At 34.4% G+C, this 16,151-nt stretch carries 19 protein-coding genes; 2 read left to right on the top strand and 17 right to left on the bottom strand.

The features are described 5' to 3' along the window. Nucleotide 1: 1 nt before the first annotated feature. Together ACFQ0R_RS05615 and ACFQ0R_RS05610 are read right to left on the bottom strand one after the other, a co-directional pair. On the bottom strand, nt 2-1,663 hold the full coding sequence (locus tag ACFQ0R_RS05615) for a peptidase domain-containing ABC transporter (RefSeq protein WP_379657395.1): 1,662 nt from the start codon (nt 1,661-1,663) through the stop codon (nt 2-4). Nucleotides 1,664-1,666: 3 nt separating this feature from the next. Further along, a complete protein-coding gene (locus ACFQ0R_RS05610; protein WP_379657394.1) occupies nt 1,667-2,341 on the bottom strand; it encodes a TetR/AcrR family transcriptional regulator in 675 nt (224 codons plus the stop codon). Nucleotides 2,342-2,484: 143 nt separating this feature from the next. Between ACFQ0R_RS05610 and ACFQ0R_RS05605 the strand changes: the two genes are divergently transcribed. Next, complete coding sequence (locus ACFQ0R_RS05605) at nt 2,485-3,441, top strand: DUF3667 domain-containing protein (protein ID WP_379657393.1); 957 nt, start codon at nt 2,485-2,487, stop codon at nt 3,439-3,441. Here ACFQ0R_RS05605 and ACFQ0R_RS05600 read toward each other — a convergent pair. Genes ACFQ0R_RS05600 through ACFQ0R_RS05585 form a run of 4 tightly spaced genes read right to left on the bottom strand, consistent with a single transcriptional unit; the run spans nt 3,412 to nt 5,945 of the window. Next, nucleotides 3,412-4,053 carry a hypothetical protein gene (locus ACFQ0R_RS05600; protein ID WP_379657392.1) on the bottom strand — a complete coding sequence of 214 codons (642 nt, stop codon included), beginning with the start codon at nt 4,051-4,053 and terminating at the stop codon, nt 3,412-3,414. The two genes, ACFQ0R_RS05605 and ACFQ0R_RS05600, sit on opposite strands and share 30 nt — an antisense overlap. 37 nt (nt 4,054-4,090) lie before the next feature. Next, entirely contained in the window at nt 4,091-5,101 is a 1,011-nt protein-coding gene (arsB, locus tag ACFQ0R_RS05595; RefSeq protein ID WP_379657391.1) for an ACR3 family arsenite efflux transporter, read from the bottom strand. Between the two features lie 32 nt (nt 5,102-5,133). Further along, nucleotides 5,134-5,586, bottom strand: a complete 453-nt coding sequence (locus tag ACFQ0R_RS05590) for a DUF6428 family protein (protein WP_379657390.1) — start codon at nt 5,584-5,586, stop codon at nt 5,134-5,136. A gap of 29 nt (nt 5,587-5,615) precedes the next feature. Next, nucleotides 5,616-5,945: an ArsR/SmtB family transcription factor gene (locus ACFQ0R_RS05585; RefSeq protein ID WP_379657389.1), complete on the bottom strand. Its 330-nt coding sequence runs from the start codon at nt 5,943-5,945 to the stop codon at nt 5,616-5,618. 129 nt (nt 5,946-6,074) lie between these two features. On the opposite strand from ACFQ0R_RS05585, the gene ACFQ0R_RS05580 reads away from it, so the two are divergent. Further along, a complete protein-coding gene (locus tag ACFQ0R_RS05580) occupies nt 6,075-8,507 on the top strand; it encodes a DUF5916 domain-containing protein (protein ID WP_379657388.1) in 2,433 nt (810 codons plus the stop codon). Here ACFQ0R_RS05580 and ACFQ0R_RS05575 read toward each other — a convergent pair. The 11 genes from ACFQ0R_RS05575 to cyoE all read right to left on the bottom strand — a co-directional run bounded on the left by ACFQ0R_RS05575 (nt 8,504) and on the right by cyoE (nt 16,072). Then, nucleotides 8,504-9,562, bottom strand: coding sequence for an ArsO family NAD(P)H-dependent flavin-containing monooxygenase (locus ACFQ0R_RS05575; protein ID WP_379657387.1), 1,059 nt, complete (start codon nt 9,560-9,562; stop codon nt 8,504-8,506). The two genes, ACFQ0R_RS05580 and ACFQ0R_RS05575, sit on opposite strands and share 4 nt — an antisense overlap. 206 nt (nt 9,563-9,768) lie before the next feature. Next, a complete protein-coding gene (locus ACFQ0R_RS05570; protein ID WP_379657386.1) occupies nt 9,769-10,671 on the bottom strand; it encodes a DMT family transporter in 903 nt (300 codons plus the stop codon). Beyond that, nucleotides 10,664-11,017, bottom strand: a complete 354-nt coding sequence (locus ACFQ0R_RS05565; protein WP_379657385.1) for an arsenate reductase family protein — start codon at nt 11,015-11,017, stop codon at nt 10,664-10,666. Before ACFQ0R_RS05565 ends, ACFQ0R_RS05570 begins: the two co-directional genes overlap by 8 nt. Beyond that, a complete protein-coding gene (locus tag ACFQ0R_RS05560) occupies nt 11,018-11,248 on the bottom strand; it encodes a hypothetical protein (RefSeq protein WP_379657384.1) in 231 nt (76 codons plus the stop codon). 17 nt (nt 11,249-11,265) lie between these two features. Continuing rightward, nucleotides 11,266-11,805 carry a DUF420 domain-containing protein gene (locus tag ACFQ0R_RS05555; protein WP_379657383.1) on the bottom strand — a complete coding sequence of 180 codons (540 nt, stop codon included), beginning with the start codon at nt 11,803-11,805 and terminating at the stop codon, nt 11,266-11,268. Then, the gene (locus tag ACFQ0R_RS05550; protein WP_379657382.1) at nt 11,802-12,476 is read right to left on the bottom strand and encodes an SCO family protein; all 675 of its coding nucleotides are present in this window, start codon (nt 12,474-12,476) and stop codon (nt 11,802-11,804) included. Before ACFQ0R_RS05550 ends, ACFQ0R_RS05555 begins: the two co-directional genes overlap by 4 nt. Beyond that, the gene (locus ACFQ0R_RS05545) at nt 12,476-13,114 is read right to left on the bottom strand and encodes a hypothetical protein (RefSeq protein ID WP_379657381.1); all 639 of its coding nucleotides are present in this window, start codon (nt 13,112-13,114) and stop codon (nt 12,476-12,478) included. Before ACFQ0R_RS05545 ends, ACFQ0R_RS05550 begins: the two co-directional genes overlap by 1 nt. 74 nt (nt 13,115-13,188) lie before the next feature. Next, the gene (locus ACFQ0R_RS05540; protein ID WP_379657380.1) at nt 13,189-13,554 is read right to left on the bottom strand and encodes a cytochrome C oxidase subunit IV family protein; all 366 of its coding nucleotides are present in this window, start codon (nt 13,552-13,554) and stop codon (nt 13,189-13,191) included. A 27-nt stretch (nt 13,555-13,581) separates the two neighbouring features. After that, complete coding sequence (locus tag ACFQ0R_RS05535) at nt 13,582-14,568, bottom strand: cytochrome c oxidase subunit 3 (RefSeq protein WP_379657379.1); 987 nt, start codon at nt 14,566-14,568, stop codon at nt 13,582-13,584. Nucleotides 14,569-14,612: 44 nt separating this feature from the next. After that, nucleotides 14,613-15,179, bottom strand: a complete 567-nt coding sequence (locus ACFQ0R_RS05530; protein ID WP_379657378.1) for a cytochrome c oxidase subunit 3 — start codon at nt 15,177-15,179, stop codon at nt 14,613-14,615. Then, nucleotides 15,170-16,072, bottom strand: coding sequence for a heme o synthase (gene cyoE / locus ACFQ0R_RS05525; RefSeq protein WP_379657377.1), 903 nt, complete (start codon nt 16,070-16,072; stop codon nt 15,170-15,172). The genes ACFQ0R_RS05530 and cyoE overlap by 10 nt, the downstream gene beginning before the upstream one ends. Nucleotides 16,073-16,151: the final 79 nt, after the last annotated feature.

Below are 16,151 nucleotides of genomic sequence, written 5' to 3'. Positions count from 1 at the left end.
ATTATTCTTTTATTGTCATTTCACCATTATCCATATAGAAAAAACGATTGCATTTCTTTGTCCAAATTTCTTTGGTACTTATTACTACTAAAGCCCAAGGTCTATCTGGCTCTGTAAGAAAGTCTATAATTGCTTTGGATTCATCTTCCAGCAAATCTTGTGTTGGATCCTTTAGAACAAGCAACTTCGGCTTGGATGCTACCGCCCTGGCAATCATTATTTTTTTATTGACTGTGTAAGGTAACTGTAAGCCTTCAGAATAAATTATTGTCTGTAGTCCTTTCTCTTGTGACTTTACAAATTCACTCAGTTGTAGTTTTTTGACAAGCATTTGCACGTACTCCATTGATATATCAGGATTATTCAATGTGATATTCTCAAATATAGTCCCTTCAAAAGTCTGGTTACTCGGAAAATAGTGACCTGCAAAATCTCTAAAATAAGTTAGGTCTATGTTTTTCAAATTAAAATCATTTACAAATATATTGCCATCTATATTATCTATTAACCCGACCATTGTCCTTAAAAGTGTAGACTTACCAGATCCAGGTGTCCCATTCACTAGAATTAAATCTTCAGGATAAATTTTAGTGTTTATGTTACTCAGTATTTTTCCTTTATCCAATTTGAGATTAATGTCTTTGTATTCAAAAATAAACTCTTGCTGCTTATCGAAAGGTTTATCTCCTCCTTGACGCTCTATCGGAATATCGGTAACTCTTCCAAGTTTTTCTATACCAGCAATAAGTACATATAAATCCTCTAGACCTTTAATCAGTTTTTCTACAGAATTTATCATTAAAACGATAATGATTTCTGCCGCAACAAACTGACCTATATTCATTTGTTGATTAATAACCAAAAGGCCTCCAACGATAAGAAGTGCAGCAGCAACAATTACCTTAAAAGCTATCATTTTAAAAAACTGAAACCTCAAGACTCGAAAATGTTTTTCTCTGGCATTGAGATACTTTAAGCTGGTTTCATCATTTCTTTGTGAGGCGTAGGAAAAACTTTCTGACACCTTAAACCCTTCAATACTTCTTGCGACTTCTTGGATCCAGTGGGCCGTTTTATATTTATAACTAGATTCATTTAAAGACTCTTTAACACCTTCTTTCAAAGACAACTTAAAAATCACATAAAACAGTAAAATCAATAAAAATCCAAAAAACACAAAAAAAGGATGATATAAAGAGAGTAAAATAAGACCAAAGCTAATTTGAATAAAAGCACTAGAAAATTCAATAAGCAATTTTGGTAATGCTTTTTGGATGGTCATCACATCAAAAAAGCGATTAGCTAACTCTGGAGGATATTCATTCTGAAGTGCAGAATATTTCATTTTCGGAAACCTATAAATGAGCTCAAAAGAAGAACGAGCAAAAATACGTTGTTGTAAATCTTCTCCAATCCTAAGCTGCATATATCTTAAAACACCACCAAATGCAACACTGAAAAGAACAACACCAGTCAGTAAAATAACCGAGGCATTGAAACTTCCTCCCACTATTATATTTACAATCGCTTGAATACCCAAAGGAAGACCAAGTTCTACGAGACCAGCGAATACAGCATAGAAAAGAATCTTAAAAACAGACTTTCTCTCCAGACTTAATAATCGGCCTAACCTTATCCAAGGGGTTTTAGTATCTGTTGCCATAAATTAAGACTTTAGGATTTTGGTCAATATATCTTTATAAAATATGTATAAATTATCTTTAGAATGACAATCGGTTAAATTCTTAAAATGTTCTGATAAAAAATATTGATTTAACGATCCTTCTATAATTAGTGATGATAAACTATTGCTGTACATATAATTTGAATTTACTCCTACAATCATATCGGATAGCCTTGACGCGAGTCTTTTATATATACTAAAATATCCAGCTTCATTTTCCTCATCAACGAGCTTATGATGATAGGCTTTTACAAATTCAGAATTGAGAATATGTCTCAATTTCTGACCCTCAACTTCAAAAGAAGTGCATTTGGTTTGTGGAGTACTGAATAAGGTTTCAACAGCTTTTAGCAATCTCTCCAAACCTTCAGGCATGTTGTTGGTTTGCATTACCATCTGAAACTCCATGATTCCCCAATACAATGAAGAAATATACAAAAGAAGTCTGTGCTTATTTTCAAAATATCTATAAATAGAGCTTTCAGTAGAACCTATTTTTTTGGCTAGTTTCTTAAAATTAAACTCTTCGATTCCATGTAGATCAATAAGATCGATACTTGATCTGACGATATTGATCCCCAAAGAAGAGCTCTCTGGATCTTTAAGATAGAGATTAGAATTAATATCTACCCGCAAATTAGATAGCAAATTGTGCATAGTTAGTAATTAGAAGCGCAAAGTTAATAGTAATACTATCAATAATTAATCAAACAAATTACTAAACAATGTTAAATTATATTATTATTTTTAGAATAGACAAAGCGAGATTTAATGTAATTTGCATCAGTTTTTTTAAAGAAATGAAACTTAACATAAAGTTCAAACCAAGACCTAAACGCTTTCAGTACAGAACAGAAAAGTGTTTAAATTGCGAACACGCTTTAGATATTTCAGATCGATTTTGTTCAAATTGCGGACAAAAGAACTCTTCTAAAGCTTTGAACCTTAAAGAGCTTATAACTGAGTTTTTCGCAGGATTAGTTTCTTATGATTCTCACTTTAGAAAATCTGTGAGTGCGCTTGCTTGTTCTCCTGGTAAACTCAGTCGCGAGTATATTCAAGGTAAACGCATAAAGTATGTCAATCCTTTTCGATTTTTTATAAGTACCGCAATTATATTCTTTTTAGCCGTTAGTTGGATCAACCGGGATGAACTTAGGGACATTAAAATCTTATCTAGCGAAGAGTTAGAATCTAATCCTGAAATCACCGATAACAATTTGGATTTTGTAACTAATTTACCCGACTCAAAAATCACAAATTACATCAAGGAACATCCAGATGCAAAATATTCTGAAGCTATTGAATCCACAGGGTTGGAAAAAAACATAATGAATCGATTGAAGTTTGAATTTATATTTGGTTACAGTAGACTTAAAGAAGACCCTGCTGGATTTATCAATTTTCTACTCCCTAAGTTGCCTTTTTTTCTCTTCTTTTTTATCCCTATCTACACACTTTTCAGCACTTTAATTTACATCAGAAGAAAAATTCCCTACACTCATCATCTCATCTTTAATTACAACCAACAAACAGTTTTTTTGATTTTACTTTTTTTAGCCTTTATAATTGACTTTATCAGCCTATGGATTTGGCTATTGATTTATGTTTTCTACTTGTATAAATCCATTAGAAAATTTTATTCACAAGGAAGATTCAAAACCATCCTAAAGCAAATTATAATTATGAACTTCTATTTATTTAGTAGTCTTTTAGTTTTAACCAGCTTAGCTATAGTGAGCATTATCTTTTTTTGAAGTCGTTAACGATAACATATAAAACACCTCTCTTCCAATTTCCAAAGCACGTTCCAGATACTTTTCATCTTGAAGTTTTGTATTGTCAAATAGTTTGGGATCTTCATAAGGAGTAGAAAATCTTGCAGTAGCACCAGGAATAAATGGACAATTTTCATCGGCATGAGAACATGTCATTATTGCAATAAAGTCTTTGTTTGGATTTTCAGTATCATCGTAAACTTTAGAGAAACAAGTGGTCGACAACTCATCTCCAAATTTCACTTCGTAGCGAGGATTACTCTTAGAGGAATCCGGAGTTATTTTAAAGCCTAAGGTACTGAGTGCATTTATAGAGTGAGGATGAAAAGCAGTCACTTCGGTGCCTCCAGAAAAGGCTTCAATTACAGATGACATCCCGTGAAATTCAGCTACAACATTAGCCCATATTTGTCCAAAATGGCTCCTTCTAGAGTTATGTGTACAAATATAAATCAATTTTGCTTTCCCATTTTTTTCAATTTCTGCATCTATCGTGCTAGCTATATTTTTTAAAATATTTTTTCTCTCTGCTGAAATTGAATCGCGTTCAAATTCAAATTTTCGACAAAACTTTTCAATATTAGGAAACATAAAACATGGTGTTTGGTTAGGAACAAGTTTTTAAAATTTAGTACCTCCATTTATTAGCCAAGGCAACTAATGATAACATGACTGGAACTTCTATAAGAATTCCAACTACAGTTGCCAAGGAAGCGCCAGAGTTAAGGCCGAATAACGAAATTGCAACTGCAACCGCCAATTCGAAGAAGTTGCTAGCGCCAATCATAGCCGATGGAGCACAAACATTATGCTTTAGCTTCAAATATCTACCAATAAACCAGGTGATAAAAAAGATAAAATAAGTTTGAATAGTTAGCGGCACAGCAATCAATAAAATATCAAATGGATTATCTAAAATTCTCTGGCCCTGGAAAGCAAATAATAAAACTAAAGTAGTGATTAATGCAATCATGGACATTGGTTTTAACTTTGCTAAAAAGACAGAATTGAACCATTCCAGCCCATATTTATTGATTAAATATTTATTGGAGATATAGCCGGCTGTCAGTGGGATTACCACAAAAATAAGCACCGAATAAATTAAGGTATCGTAAGGGATTTCAATATTGGTCACACCCAAAAGCAGTCTTACAATCGGAATAAAAAGTACTAGCAATATCAAGTCATTAAGCGATACCTGAACAAGTGTGTAGTTCGCATCACCTTTAGTCAAATACGACCATACAAAAACCATAGCTGTACAAGGCGCTGCTCCTAAAATGATAGCACCAGCGATATATTGCTGAGCATCTTCTGGATTAAGATAGGCACTAAATATCTGGTCTAAAAATAACCATGCGAAAAAGGCCATCGTAAACGGCTTGATAAGCCAATTGATGACCAACGTCAATCCAATGCCTTTACTGTTTTTAGTGACATTTTTTAGAGATGAAAAATCGATCTGAACCATCATGGGATAGATCATCATCCACACCAAAATAGCTACTGGAATATTCACTTTAGCTATTTCCAAATCACTCAAAAATTCTATTGAATCTCCTGCAAATTTTCCAATTCCAATACCTGCAATGATGGCCAAAGCTACCCACAGGGTCAAGTATCTTTCAAACTTTCCCATTTAGTTTTTATTCTGTGTTTTAGAAAAAAGGATTAGCAACATCCAGATCCTGGAGCACAAGATGAGCTTTGCTCTACCGTTTGAGGTTCTGGAATTCCACATTTGTCTTTGGCTAAGCAGTCTGTGAGCGTACTGACTAAATGAAATTTACCATCACTAAAATCTAAATGGTATTTGCCAATAGTGTTTCCTTGATACTCCACCTCAACTTCCAGTCTATCATCGATAAAAAGTTTCTTTTCAGAAAGTTGAATTATATTTTTTAGCTTTTTGGGTTGTAATCTATGGTCAATGTCATCTGCATTCCAAAGCTGAAAATTCACCACTTTTTCATGTCTTAAAGTTCCACCACAATCAATAAAATCTTTGGAAACCTGACCAACCTCCGTCACATGAAAGTGAGATGGAACTGTACTTCCATCAGGTAATTGAAATTGCAAAGTATCAATTACTGCTAAATGTTCTTTTACTTGTCTAAGTGTCATTATTATGTGTTTTTGTGTTTATTATATTTCTAGCAACAATCATTAGGATTGGGATAGCGATCAAAAAGCTCATTAAAAATCACCTTTAGTTCGTACCACTTCTCTTCATTGATACAATAGCAAACAGAAGTCCCTTCAATATTACCTTTGATGATTTCAGCGTTCTTCAATTCTTTCAAGTGCTGGCTAATTGTAGCCTGAGCTAAACCTAGTTCTTCAACCAAATCGCCACAGATACAGGTTTGAGATTTCAATAAATACTCCAAAATTGCCAGTCGTGCTGGATGCCCAAAGACTTTGGCTATTTTGGAAAATTCATTTTGTTTTTCTGTAAAAAGATCAGATCGTGTAACTCCCATATTTCCTTATTATATATTGCAATATTACGATGAATAAATTATATCACAAAATTATCATCCAAATTTGCAACTTATTAGCCTTTGTCAAGTCCTAAGTCTGTAATTTTGCAAATTAAAATCAAGTCACTTATGATTGGACGTTTTGTCTGTCTATTTCTGTATTTAGCTATTAGTTCAGGTGTAGCTCAAGAAAAAAAACAATATAATATCTTAAGGCAAAATGAATCAGCTGAAATTGATGGTGATTTAACTGACAATGTTTGGCAAAATTTAGACGTAGCTTCAGATTTTATGCAGTTTACGCCCAATCTTAATCTAGCTGCTTCGCCAGACCGAAGAACTGAAGTGAAACTTTATTACAACGATGAGGGTATTTTTGTCTCTGCGAAATTATATGACGATCCTAATAAAATCATGAGTCAAACTACCATCAGGGATGAGTTCGGCCAAACCGATTATTTTACCTTGGTTTTAAACCCCAATAATGATGCTCAAAACGATACTCAATTTGTTGTTTTTAGCTCAGGAACTCAAGCTGATGCTTTATCGTCTCCAAGTATTGGCCAGGATTTTGGCTGGAATGCCGTATGGGAAAGTGCAGTCAAGCAAACAAGTTATGGCTGGCAACTGGAGATGAAAATTCCTTATAGAACTTTACGTTTTCCAAAAACAGAGATTCAAACTTGGGGTGTCCAATTCCGAAGGTATTTTAGACGTGAACGTTCAGAATACGCATGGAATCCTATTGACAGAACCAAAGGTTATGAAGGGCTTTACCATGGAGAGTTGAAAGGTATACAGAATCTTGAACCTCCTTTAAGATTAAATTTGTACCCTTTCACGACAGCTATTGTAAACACTACTGGAAATCAAACTTCAACGGACTTTAAGTTGGGTATGGATCTTAAATATGGCATTACAGATAACCTTACACTCGATGCTACCCTTATTCCAGATTTTAGCCAAGCTAGGTTTGATGATGTGGTATTAAATTTAGGACCGTTTGAACAAACTTTTGCAGAACAACGCCAGTTTTTTACAGAAGGAATTGATCTTTTCACCAAAGGGAATTTATTTTTCTCAAGGCGTGTAGGAAGTGCCCCTGTAGGAAATACCGATCTTGAAGAAAATGAAGTTATAGAAAACAGACCTCAAAATGTAGATCTTATCAATGCTATAAAAATGTCTGGAAGATTAAAAAGTGGTCTCGGCATAGGAGTCTTTAACGCAGTAACAGAATCCACTAAAGCAACTGTTCTAGACACCCTTCAAAATGAGACAAGACAAACGGAAATTGAGCCATTATCTAATTATAATATTTTAGTTGTGGACCAGCAATTCAATAGAAATTCCTCTGTGAGTTTAATCAATACCAATGTAACTCGTTTTGGTGATGCTAGAGATGCAAATGTGACTGGAGCCTTGTTTAACCTCATCAACAAAAGTAACTCCTACCAACTTTCTGGTGAAGTAAAGATGAGTCATATTAATGAACTATCTGAGTCTAATACTGGTTTTAGTTCTGCATTGGAAATTGCTAAGGTCAGTGACAAACATCAATTTTCAGTAGGACATGATTATGCCGATAAAGAATATGACATCAACGATCTTGGCCTTTTACTAAGAAACAACTTCAATAACTTTCAAGGTCAAGCATCTTACCGAATTTTTGAACCGACGGATAATTTCCAAAGTTATAGAATTACTTTTTCTTCGCTATATAAACAGTTAGCTTCTCCAAATACCTACACAGGATTAGAACTAGCAGCTGACTTTTTTGCAACTTCATTAAGTCTGGACACCTATGGTTTTAATATTGGCATGGAACCTGGGCGGCAATACGATTATTTTGAACCTCGTGTAGATGGACGGTTTTTTATCTACGAGAACTTCACCAATTTGGGCGGTTTCCTTTCTTCAAATTATAACAGAACATTTGCTATAGATATCAGAACTAATGTAAATACCTACTTTGAAAGTGGAAGAGAATCTTATGGCTATAATTTGAATATTGAGCCCAGAGTTAGGTTTAATGATTTTTTCTTTATGGTCTATAATTTCAATTATGACCAGCGAATCAATGACAGAGGATTCTCGACTTTCCTTGATAATGAACCTGTTTTCGGTGAGCGCGATAGACAAATCTTGACCAATAGTGTTTCAGCAAATTATAATTTTAATCCATTTCATGGCCTAAAGCTTCAGCTTCGTCACTATTGGGATACTGTACTTTATGATGAGTTCATGTATAATCTCAATCCTAACGGAAGACTTTCTGAAAATGAAAATCTACCAAAATCTGCTTTAGCTTCGAGTCCAGATATCAACTTCAGTACCTGGAATCTAGATTTGAATTATTCATGGCAATTTGCACCAGGCAGTTTTTTGACGGCTTTGTACAGGAATCAGTTATTTACCAACAACTCTGAAGCACAGAATAATTTTGAAACGACTTTTACTAATTTATTCCAGCAAGACATACAGCATACAGTTTCGGTTAGACTGCAATACTTTTTTGATGTAAATACGGTTAAGTCTGTATTTACTTCTGAAGATAGCTAATCTTTCAAATATTCACTGACTTCTTTGATGGTTTGTTTTGCATAACGGCCAACACCAATCAAAGTAGCAGAAGCAAAGCCTGTCCAACCGCCATACCCTACAAGCCACAAACCATCAGTTTCTTTGGCTTTTGTATTATCAGTTGGGATTTTCCCTTTTTTATCTATAGATACTAAATTCTCCAAAAACCCAGTCGAGTAACCAAATCCTGTACACCAAATAATGACATCCACGTCTTGATGTGAACCATCTTCCCAAATCACTCCATCTTTAGTAATGCTTTGTATTTCACCTTCAGAATGAAGTACATCTCGTTCTCTGGCTTCTTTTACTGAAGGTACCATGACGACATTTCCTAAATTGAATTTAGAACTATCGTATTCTTCTCCTTTCTTTTCAGCGTAATATTTAGCTGAAGCCATATCGAACAATACTCTTCCATCCACATCATCTGGCAAATATTCTGGCTCTTGACGAGTAGACCAGAAGGTATCTGCTACTTTGGAAGCCTCAGCCAAGATTTGTGCTCCTGAATTCCCTTCGCCCACAATAACCACTTTTTTATCTTTGAAATCTTCAGGAGAGCTATAATCTGAAGAATGTAGTTGTTTACCTTCAAATTCATCTCGGCCAGAAACCTCAGGAATAAACGGATTTTTAAAAGTTCCTGTGGCTGAAATGATCGTTTTGGACTTGAATTGACCTTCAGTTGTTTCTAAAGTGAAAATGCCACCTTTTTTTTCTACCGAATTGACTTTAACTGGACGTTGAATAGGGAAATCATATCGGTTTTCATATTGACATAGATAGTCTATGGTTTCCTCTCTGGTCGGGAATTCACCTTCAGACTCTGGCATTTGCCACCCCGGAAGTGAACTGTGTTCTGGAGGAGAAAATAGGGTTAAAGATTCCCAAGTATGTTTCCAGGAACCACCACAATCGTCTTGATCATCTAGAATAATATAATCCAATTCTTCTCTCCTTAAAAAAAATGCACATGCTAAAGCGCTTTGTCCTCCTCCTATTATGATTAAATCAAAAGTTTTTTCTACCATAAGTCAAACTTACTTTTTACAAAATGAATGGGTTAAGAGTTCACAAAACCTTAGAGAAGATACTTCTGTTTCTTGTTATTTTTATAGCACTACTTAAAAGTTTCAGTTATATCTTTTGGCTAGACTAGAGAATTAAGTTTAGTTTAAACTAGTTTAAGTGAATTTCTAAAGGAATATAGTGAACGCTATCAAATTCAAAAGAACAACTAAGTCCTAGATCTCTTTCTAGCAGGGTTTTTAGTCACCATAAATACTCCCAAGAACACCAGAATTGAAGCTAATATTTTTAGAAAATTGAGTTCATCTGCTCCAGAAATGATAGCAAAGGCTATAGCAATAACAGGTTGCAGATAGGTAAATACTCCTATAGTAGATGCCGATAAATGCTTAAGAGCAAAAATATTGAGAAGGTAAGTTGTGAATGTAGTTCCTAGAACAACAAACCCAATTCGCCAAAGTGCTGAAAATGGCATATTAACCCAATCTACAGCTTGAAATTCTGTCCACCCAATAGGAAGATTGATAATAATAGCTGTTAGAAACAACCAGCGCATAAGGGTTATGGGGTGGTAAGTTTTGGTAAGAGGTTTAGCAACTATCAGAAACATACCGTAAGAGAGTGCATTAATCAAGAGTAAAGCATTCCCTAAAGGAATGTTAGGGGCACCGACTTCTCGCTGCACTCCAAAAAGGATAAGAGCAAGTCCGCCAAACAGTCCTATGATTGCCCCAGACCCCTTTAAAATTGTAATTTTTTCTCTAATCAAAACAGCTGACAACATAAACACCAATATAGGAGTAATAGTGACGATTACAGAACTATTAATGGGTGTTGACAGGCTTAAGCCTTTGAAGAAAAAAAGCATGTTGATAACCATTCCAAAGACTGCACTCAGAAGTAGTCTTGGCCAATGTTCACGCTTTATTTTTTCGTTTTTTATAAAAAAACTTACAAACCAAAACAGAATTCCTGCGCCAAGTACTCGAATAACAATAAACCCAAAAGGCTGCACAAATTCTGGCATGAGACCTTTAGCCAGAGTATGATTAATACCAAAAATAGAGGTTGCAATAAAAGCGGCAAGAAGTGCCAATACACGTTTACTCATTGAAAAAAGACTTCAAGGCATCTACAGTTTGCTTGTCGTTACCTATAAATATTTTATCGTTAAAAATAAATATCGGTCTTTTTAAAAAAGTGTAATGAGATAAAATACAAGATTTAATTTCTTCCTCGGATAGATTTTCATCCTTTAAGCCTTCTTCTGTATATTTTTTAGCTCTTTTATTTAGCAAAATTTCATATGACCTTGTATTCTTATATAAAAAATCTAAGTCGTCTTCGGAAATATGTTCCTTCTTAATATCCTGAAGAATCATATCTTCTGGTAAAGAAAGTTTGCCTAAAATACGTTTGCATGTATCACAGGTTGAAAGATGGAAAACTTTTTTCATTTAAGTATTTTGTTGAGATTTCTTTTTTTTGAACGATCTGTAAACCACATAAAGCACTCCTCCTACAAGAATGTAAGGGAAAGCCATAAGGTAAACAATACCATCGTTGATAGCTTCTGCTTGTCCTGTATCTTGTTCAGATTCTAATACTGCCCTACACATAGAACATTGAGAGGTAGAGTCCCAGATGGTGACAAGTATTAATACTAGAGCTAAAAAATATTTTTTCATCTTCATCATCTTTCAAATTAGTAATAAGGTAACATAAATAAATAAACTAAAACTCCTGTAATTGCGACATACATCCATATAGGGAATGTCCATCTAGCAATTTTTTTATGTTTTGCGTATTCGCCTGTCAACCCTCTGTACATAGTAAATAAAACTAGAGGTATAATTATAGCAGAAAGTGCTATATGTGTAATCAAAATAAAAAAGTAAATATACTTAAAGACTCCATCTCCTCCATAAGGAACAGGATCATTACTTATTTTTGAAATCACATAGCTCACCAGAAATAAAGCAGAAAGCCCAAAGGCAGTAATCATTACAGCTCTGTGAGCTGCCTTTTTCTTTTGTTTGATAAATGTATATCCTGAAAACAACAAAGCAGCTGTAAGTCCATTAATAACCGCATGGAAAAACGGAAAAGTTCCAACGTCTAGACCTAGCAAATTATAACGTGTAGGTAGGTTCATTAAAATAATTACAACAATAGGTACGACAATAGATAACCCAATGATGATGGGGATTATTTTTTTATCAGATGGAGTTAAGCTAGCTTTCATTTCAAAAGTATTTCTATGTCTTCTATCAAGATATCAATTTGTTGCGTCTCATGGCTTTCACCTGCAGATTCATTTCTGGGAATTGAACCTTGGTAGAAAATGATTGGATTTCCAGCTTCATCTTTTCTACTCCGAAGGTATCCTTCCTGGTCGATAAGCGCAAAAAAACCTGAATGTTCAAAACCGCCTTCCGCATTTTCAGATTCCTGAGCATAAATATTAAACCCTTTATTGGCAAGTTCATAAATTTTATCCTGGTCTCCAGTTAAAAAATTCCAATGCGGATGTTTTACACCTAGCTCTTCAGCATGTTCTTTAAGAATCTTGGGAGTATCATGTTCTGGATTAATTGTAAAAGAAGCAATCCCAAAATTCATATTTCCATAAAACTCATCTTGAACTTCAAGTAAGTTTTCATTCATGATCGGACAAATCGTGGGGCAAGTCGCAAAAAAGAATTCTGCAACATATACTTTGCCTAGATAGTCTTCATTAGAAATAGTTTCTCCATTTTGATTTGTAAATTCAAACTCAGGTACTTTTTTGGGTTCACCATTGATTTCAATATACGCTAAGCTTTCTTGAGAATTACGGGAGAGCATCTCATTGACGACCCATATACCAAATACCAAGATCACTAAAGATATGCCTACGTAAGAATATTTCTTCATCAGTTTTTTTCTCTTTGTGCGTTATTTTTCTTTAAAGCAAATCTATATTCTGCCAGAATAATCTTTACATCATCATTCATCTTATCACTTACTTCTTTAATGTTACTAAGATTGTATGCGTATTTTGTTCCTTCTTCTTCATCATCGCTACGACCTCTTAAACTCATCTTCTTATCGATTATAAACGCATAAGTCGATGATAATTTGTCGTCCAGTTTGAGATCAGAATCTAGACTATTGAATAATTCTTGAATTTTTTCATCTTCAAGTTCAAGAAATAACCAATCGGAGGCATCAGATGAGCTATTGATTTCACCTCTAAAGGTTTCAATATTTTCTTCTGAATTTAATTCCGTTACAGTTACAACTTGGAAATCATCAAACTCATGATAGCGATCGTAAATCTTTTCTTTCATGTTGAACGCATGAACTTTCTTAATGTTGAAATCCTTTCCGAAGAAAGTGAGAATAGTGATTTTATTATCAAAGGTGATTTCCTCGGTTTCAAAGGATTTTAAAACAGAAAGATCTTCATTCAGAACAGGAAGCCTGCCAAAGGAATTAATTCCACTAGAAAAGAATAGGTAAGCCACTAGTGGAAGTACAAATAAGACGATAAGAACAATGTACTTTTTCATATTTATAATATTTACAAAATTAAAAAAGGCGGTTTTAAGAAACCGCCTTTTGAAGTATATTTAACCTTTCTTTTTTAGAAATCCCAGGTGATATAACCATGTTCATATATCTCTTGAATATAAGTACCTTCTATCAATAATATCGCTATCAAATACGAAATTAAAAAAACAGATGTCCAAACAACAACTCTTCTTAAACTTGCTGCTTCATGTTCCATATGCATAAAAGCCCAGACAATATAATATGCTTTTACAATAGTTAAACCTATAAATATCCAGTTAAGCAAGGATAGTGAAACAAGGTCTGTGTGTACAAGAAAGTCTGGTTTAAAAATACCAAAAACAACTTCTACTATAGTTAATATAGACAAGATAATAAATACCTGCCAGATTCTTTTCTTTGCTCCTGAGTGTGCTCCGTGAGTTGTATCGTGTGCCATTAGATTATAAATTCAATAGTTTATAAATTATACCAGATAGAAAAAGGTGAATACAAATACCCATACCAAATCAACAAAGTGCCAGTATAGCCCTACCTTTTCTACCATCTCATAACTTCCTCGCTTTTCGTAAGTTCCTATCAATACATTGAAAAACACAATGATAAGAATAAGAACACCGGACAAAACGTGAAACCCGTGAAACCCTGTGATAAAGAAAAAGAAACCACCAAATAAAGGTGCGCCATATTCGTTTTGAGTCAAATTGGCTCCTTCAATAACTCCTATTCCTGAGGTATTTAAAGTTAAAAGAGATTCTTCTCTGTTAAGCACTTCTTTTTCACCTTCATCTGTAATTTGCATTGTTCTAACTCTAAGGTCTGGATTTGCAGCAAAACCTCTTTTTACATCTTCTATTCCTAAGGGATTATAAGAATCTTCAGATTTATACCATACTCCATTTTTATTTTGATGTTCAGACCTTATACCGGGTGTTGGAGTAGCGAATTCATCTAGAGCTACCCGATTACCATCAGCATCTGCAAATTGAATTATTTTTCCACTTCTAGTCTCAACAGCGCCATATTCTCCGTTGATGAAATTGTTCCACTCCCAGGCTTGAGAGCCTAAAAATATGAAACCACCCAAGATGGTCAATGCCATATAGGTAACTACTTTGTTCTTATTCATCTGATGACCCGCATCCACAGCAAGCACCATAGTCACAGAAGAAAATATCAAAATGAATGTCATCAAAGCCACATAATACATCGGTGCATCTACACCATGTAAAAACGGAAAGTGATTGAACACCTCATCTGCTATAGGCCATTCGTTTATAAATTTAAATCTTGTAAAACCGTAAGCTGCTAGAAATCCTGAAAATGTAAGAGCATCTGAGGTGATAAAAAACCACATCATCAATTTTCCATAACTAGCTCTTAGAGGTTTTTCTTCACCCCCTCCCCAAGCTTTTCCTTCGGTACCTGTTTTTGCAACGGTAGTAGCTTCCATAAAAGTCAAATATTAATGTCTCGCAAAAATAGACAATTTTCTTATTATCTAAAGAAATATAAAAACAAAAAGAGGTAAAGCCATAGTCCATCAACGAAGTGCCAAAAGGTAACCCCTAAACGCAATCCCAACATATTTCCTTTGGAATATTTCTTTTTAAAATGATTATAAATTACAACCAATAAGACAATAAGGCCTGCAACAACGTGAACAACGTGAGCTAAAACTAATAGATACACAAAGGACATTGTAATGCTACTTGCGCTTCCTGTGAAATAATAACCTGCTTCTACAATCTCATTGAATCCAATGAATTGCATTACTATAAAGAGAACTCCTAAGATAAAAGTAGTTACAATGGCTACATTAGCCTTTTTCATATCACCTTCAGCAGTAAATTTTTTGGTCAAATGAAAAGTGATACTACTTATAAAAATGACTACCGTACTCCAAATAAAAACATCTGGCAGTTGGTAGTCTGTAAGCCAATCTGGACGGTTTTTACTGACTACATAAGCACTTGTGAGGCCAGCAAACATCATCCCCATACTTATGATGCCAAACCACATCATCATCATCCTTGCTCGTTTGTGTTTTTCGTCTAAAGCCATATTCTGATATATTTATCTAAAACGTATATAATTTGTATTAAAGTAATATAAGACACACTCGCCAGCATAAGCTGTCTAGCATCTTTAGTTTCTCTGTTTTTGAAAAGTCGGATAGCAAAATACAACATCACCAACCCAAGACTAAAAATTAATACCGCTGAAACAATTGATAGTTTGAGTTCTCCAGTGACTCCCAACACAGGAACAATAGAAACAATAAGTGTCCAAATGGTGTAAAGTATAATTTGAATAGCAGTCCCTTTATCTCTTTTACCTGTTGGCAACATAAAGAAGCCACCTTCTTTATAATCATCGTAAAGCCACCAGCCAAGCGACCAAAAATGAGGAAATTGCCAAAAAAATTGAATCATAAACAAAGTTCCCGCTTCAATTCCAAATGATCCAGTAGCAGCAACCCAGCCGAGCATAAATGGAATAGCACCAGGAAATGCGCCTACAAACACAGATAAAGGTGTCATTGTTTTCAGGGGCGTGTAAACACTTACATACAGAAAGATGGAAATAGCGCCAAACATTGCGGTGATAGGATTGATCACAAAAAGTAAAGACAAGCCTATTATAGTAAGTATGGAAGCTATTACGAAGGCTGTATTCACAGTCATTGAACCTGAAGGAATCGGACGATTTTTTGTCCTTTTCATTTTAGCATCAAGATCTTTTTCAATAATTTGGTTGAATGCATTTGATGCACCTACCATAGCGTATCCACCTAATGCTAGTAAAATTAAATTTCCCAAATGGAATTCATCTACGCCTAGTAAATAGCCTGCTATGGAAGAAAATACTACACTTACAGCTAATCTAAATTTTGTAAGTTCTTTGAAGTCTTGTAACCAGGGGTATATATATGTATATGCTAAGGAATTTGACAATACTTGAAATTTTTGCAAAGATACGGCTAAAAAGTTTTTTTAAAGGAGCAGACGTTCGTTAATATTTACTAAGTATTGA

The sequence above is a fragment of the Psychroflexus salinarum genome, assembly GCF_042677225.1.
Taxonomy (GTDB): Bacteria; Bacteroidota; Bacteroidia; order Flavobacteriales; family Flavobacteriaceae; genus Psychroflexus; species Psychroflexus salinarum.
The sequence above is the reverse complement of the archived record's forward strand: the minus strand, read 5'-3'. Positions and strand labels throughout refer to the sequence as shown.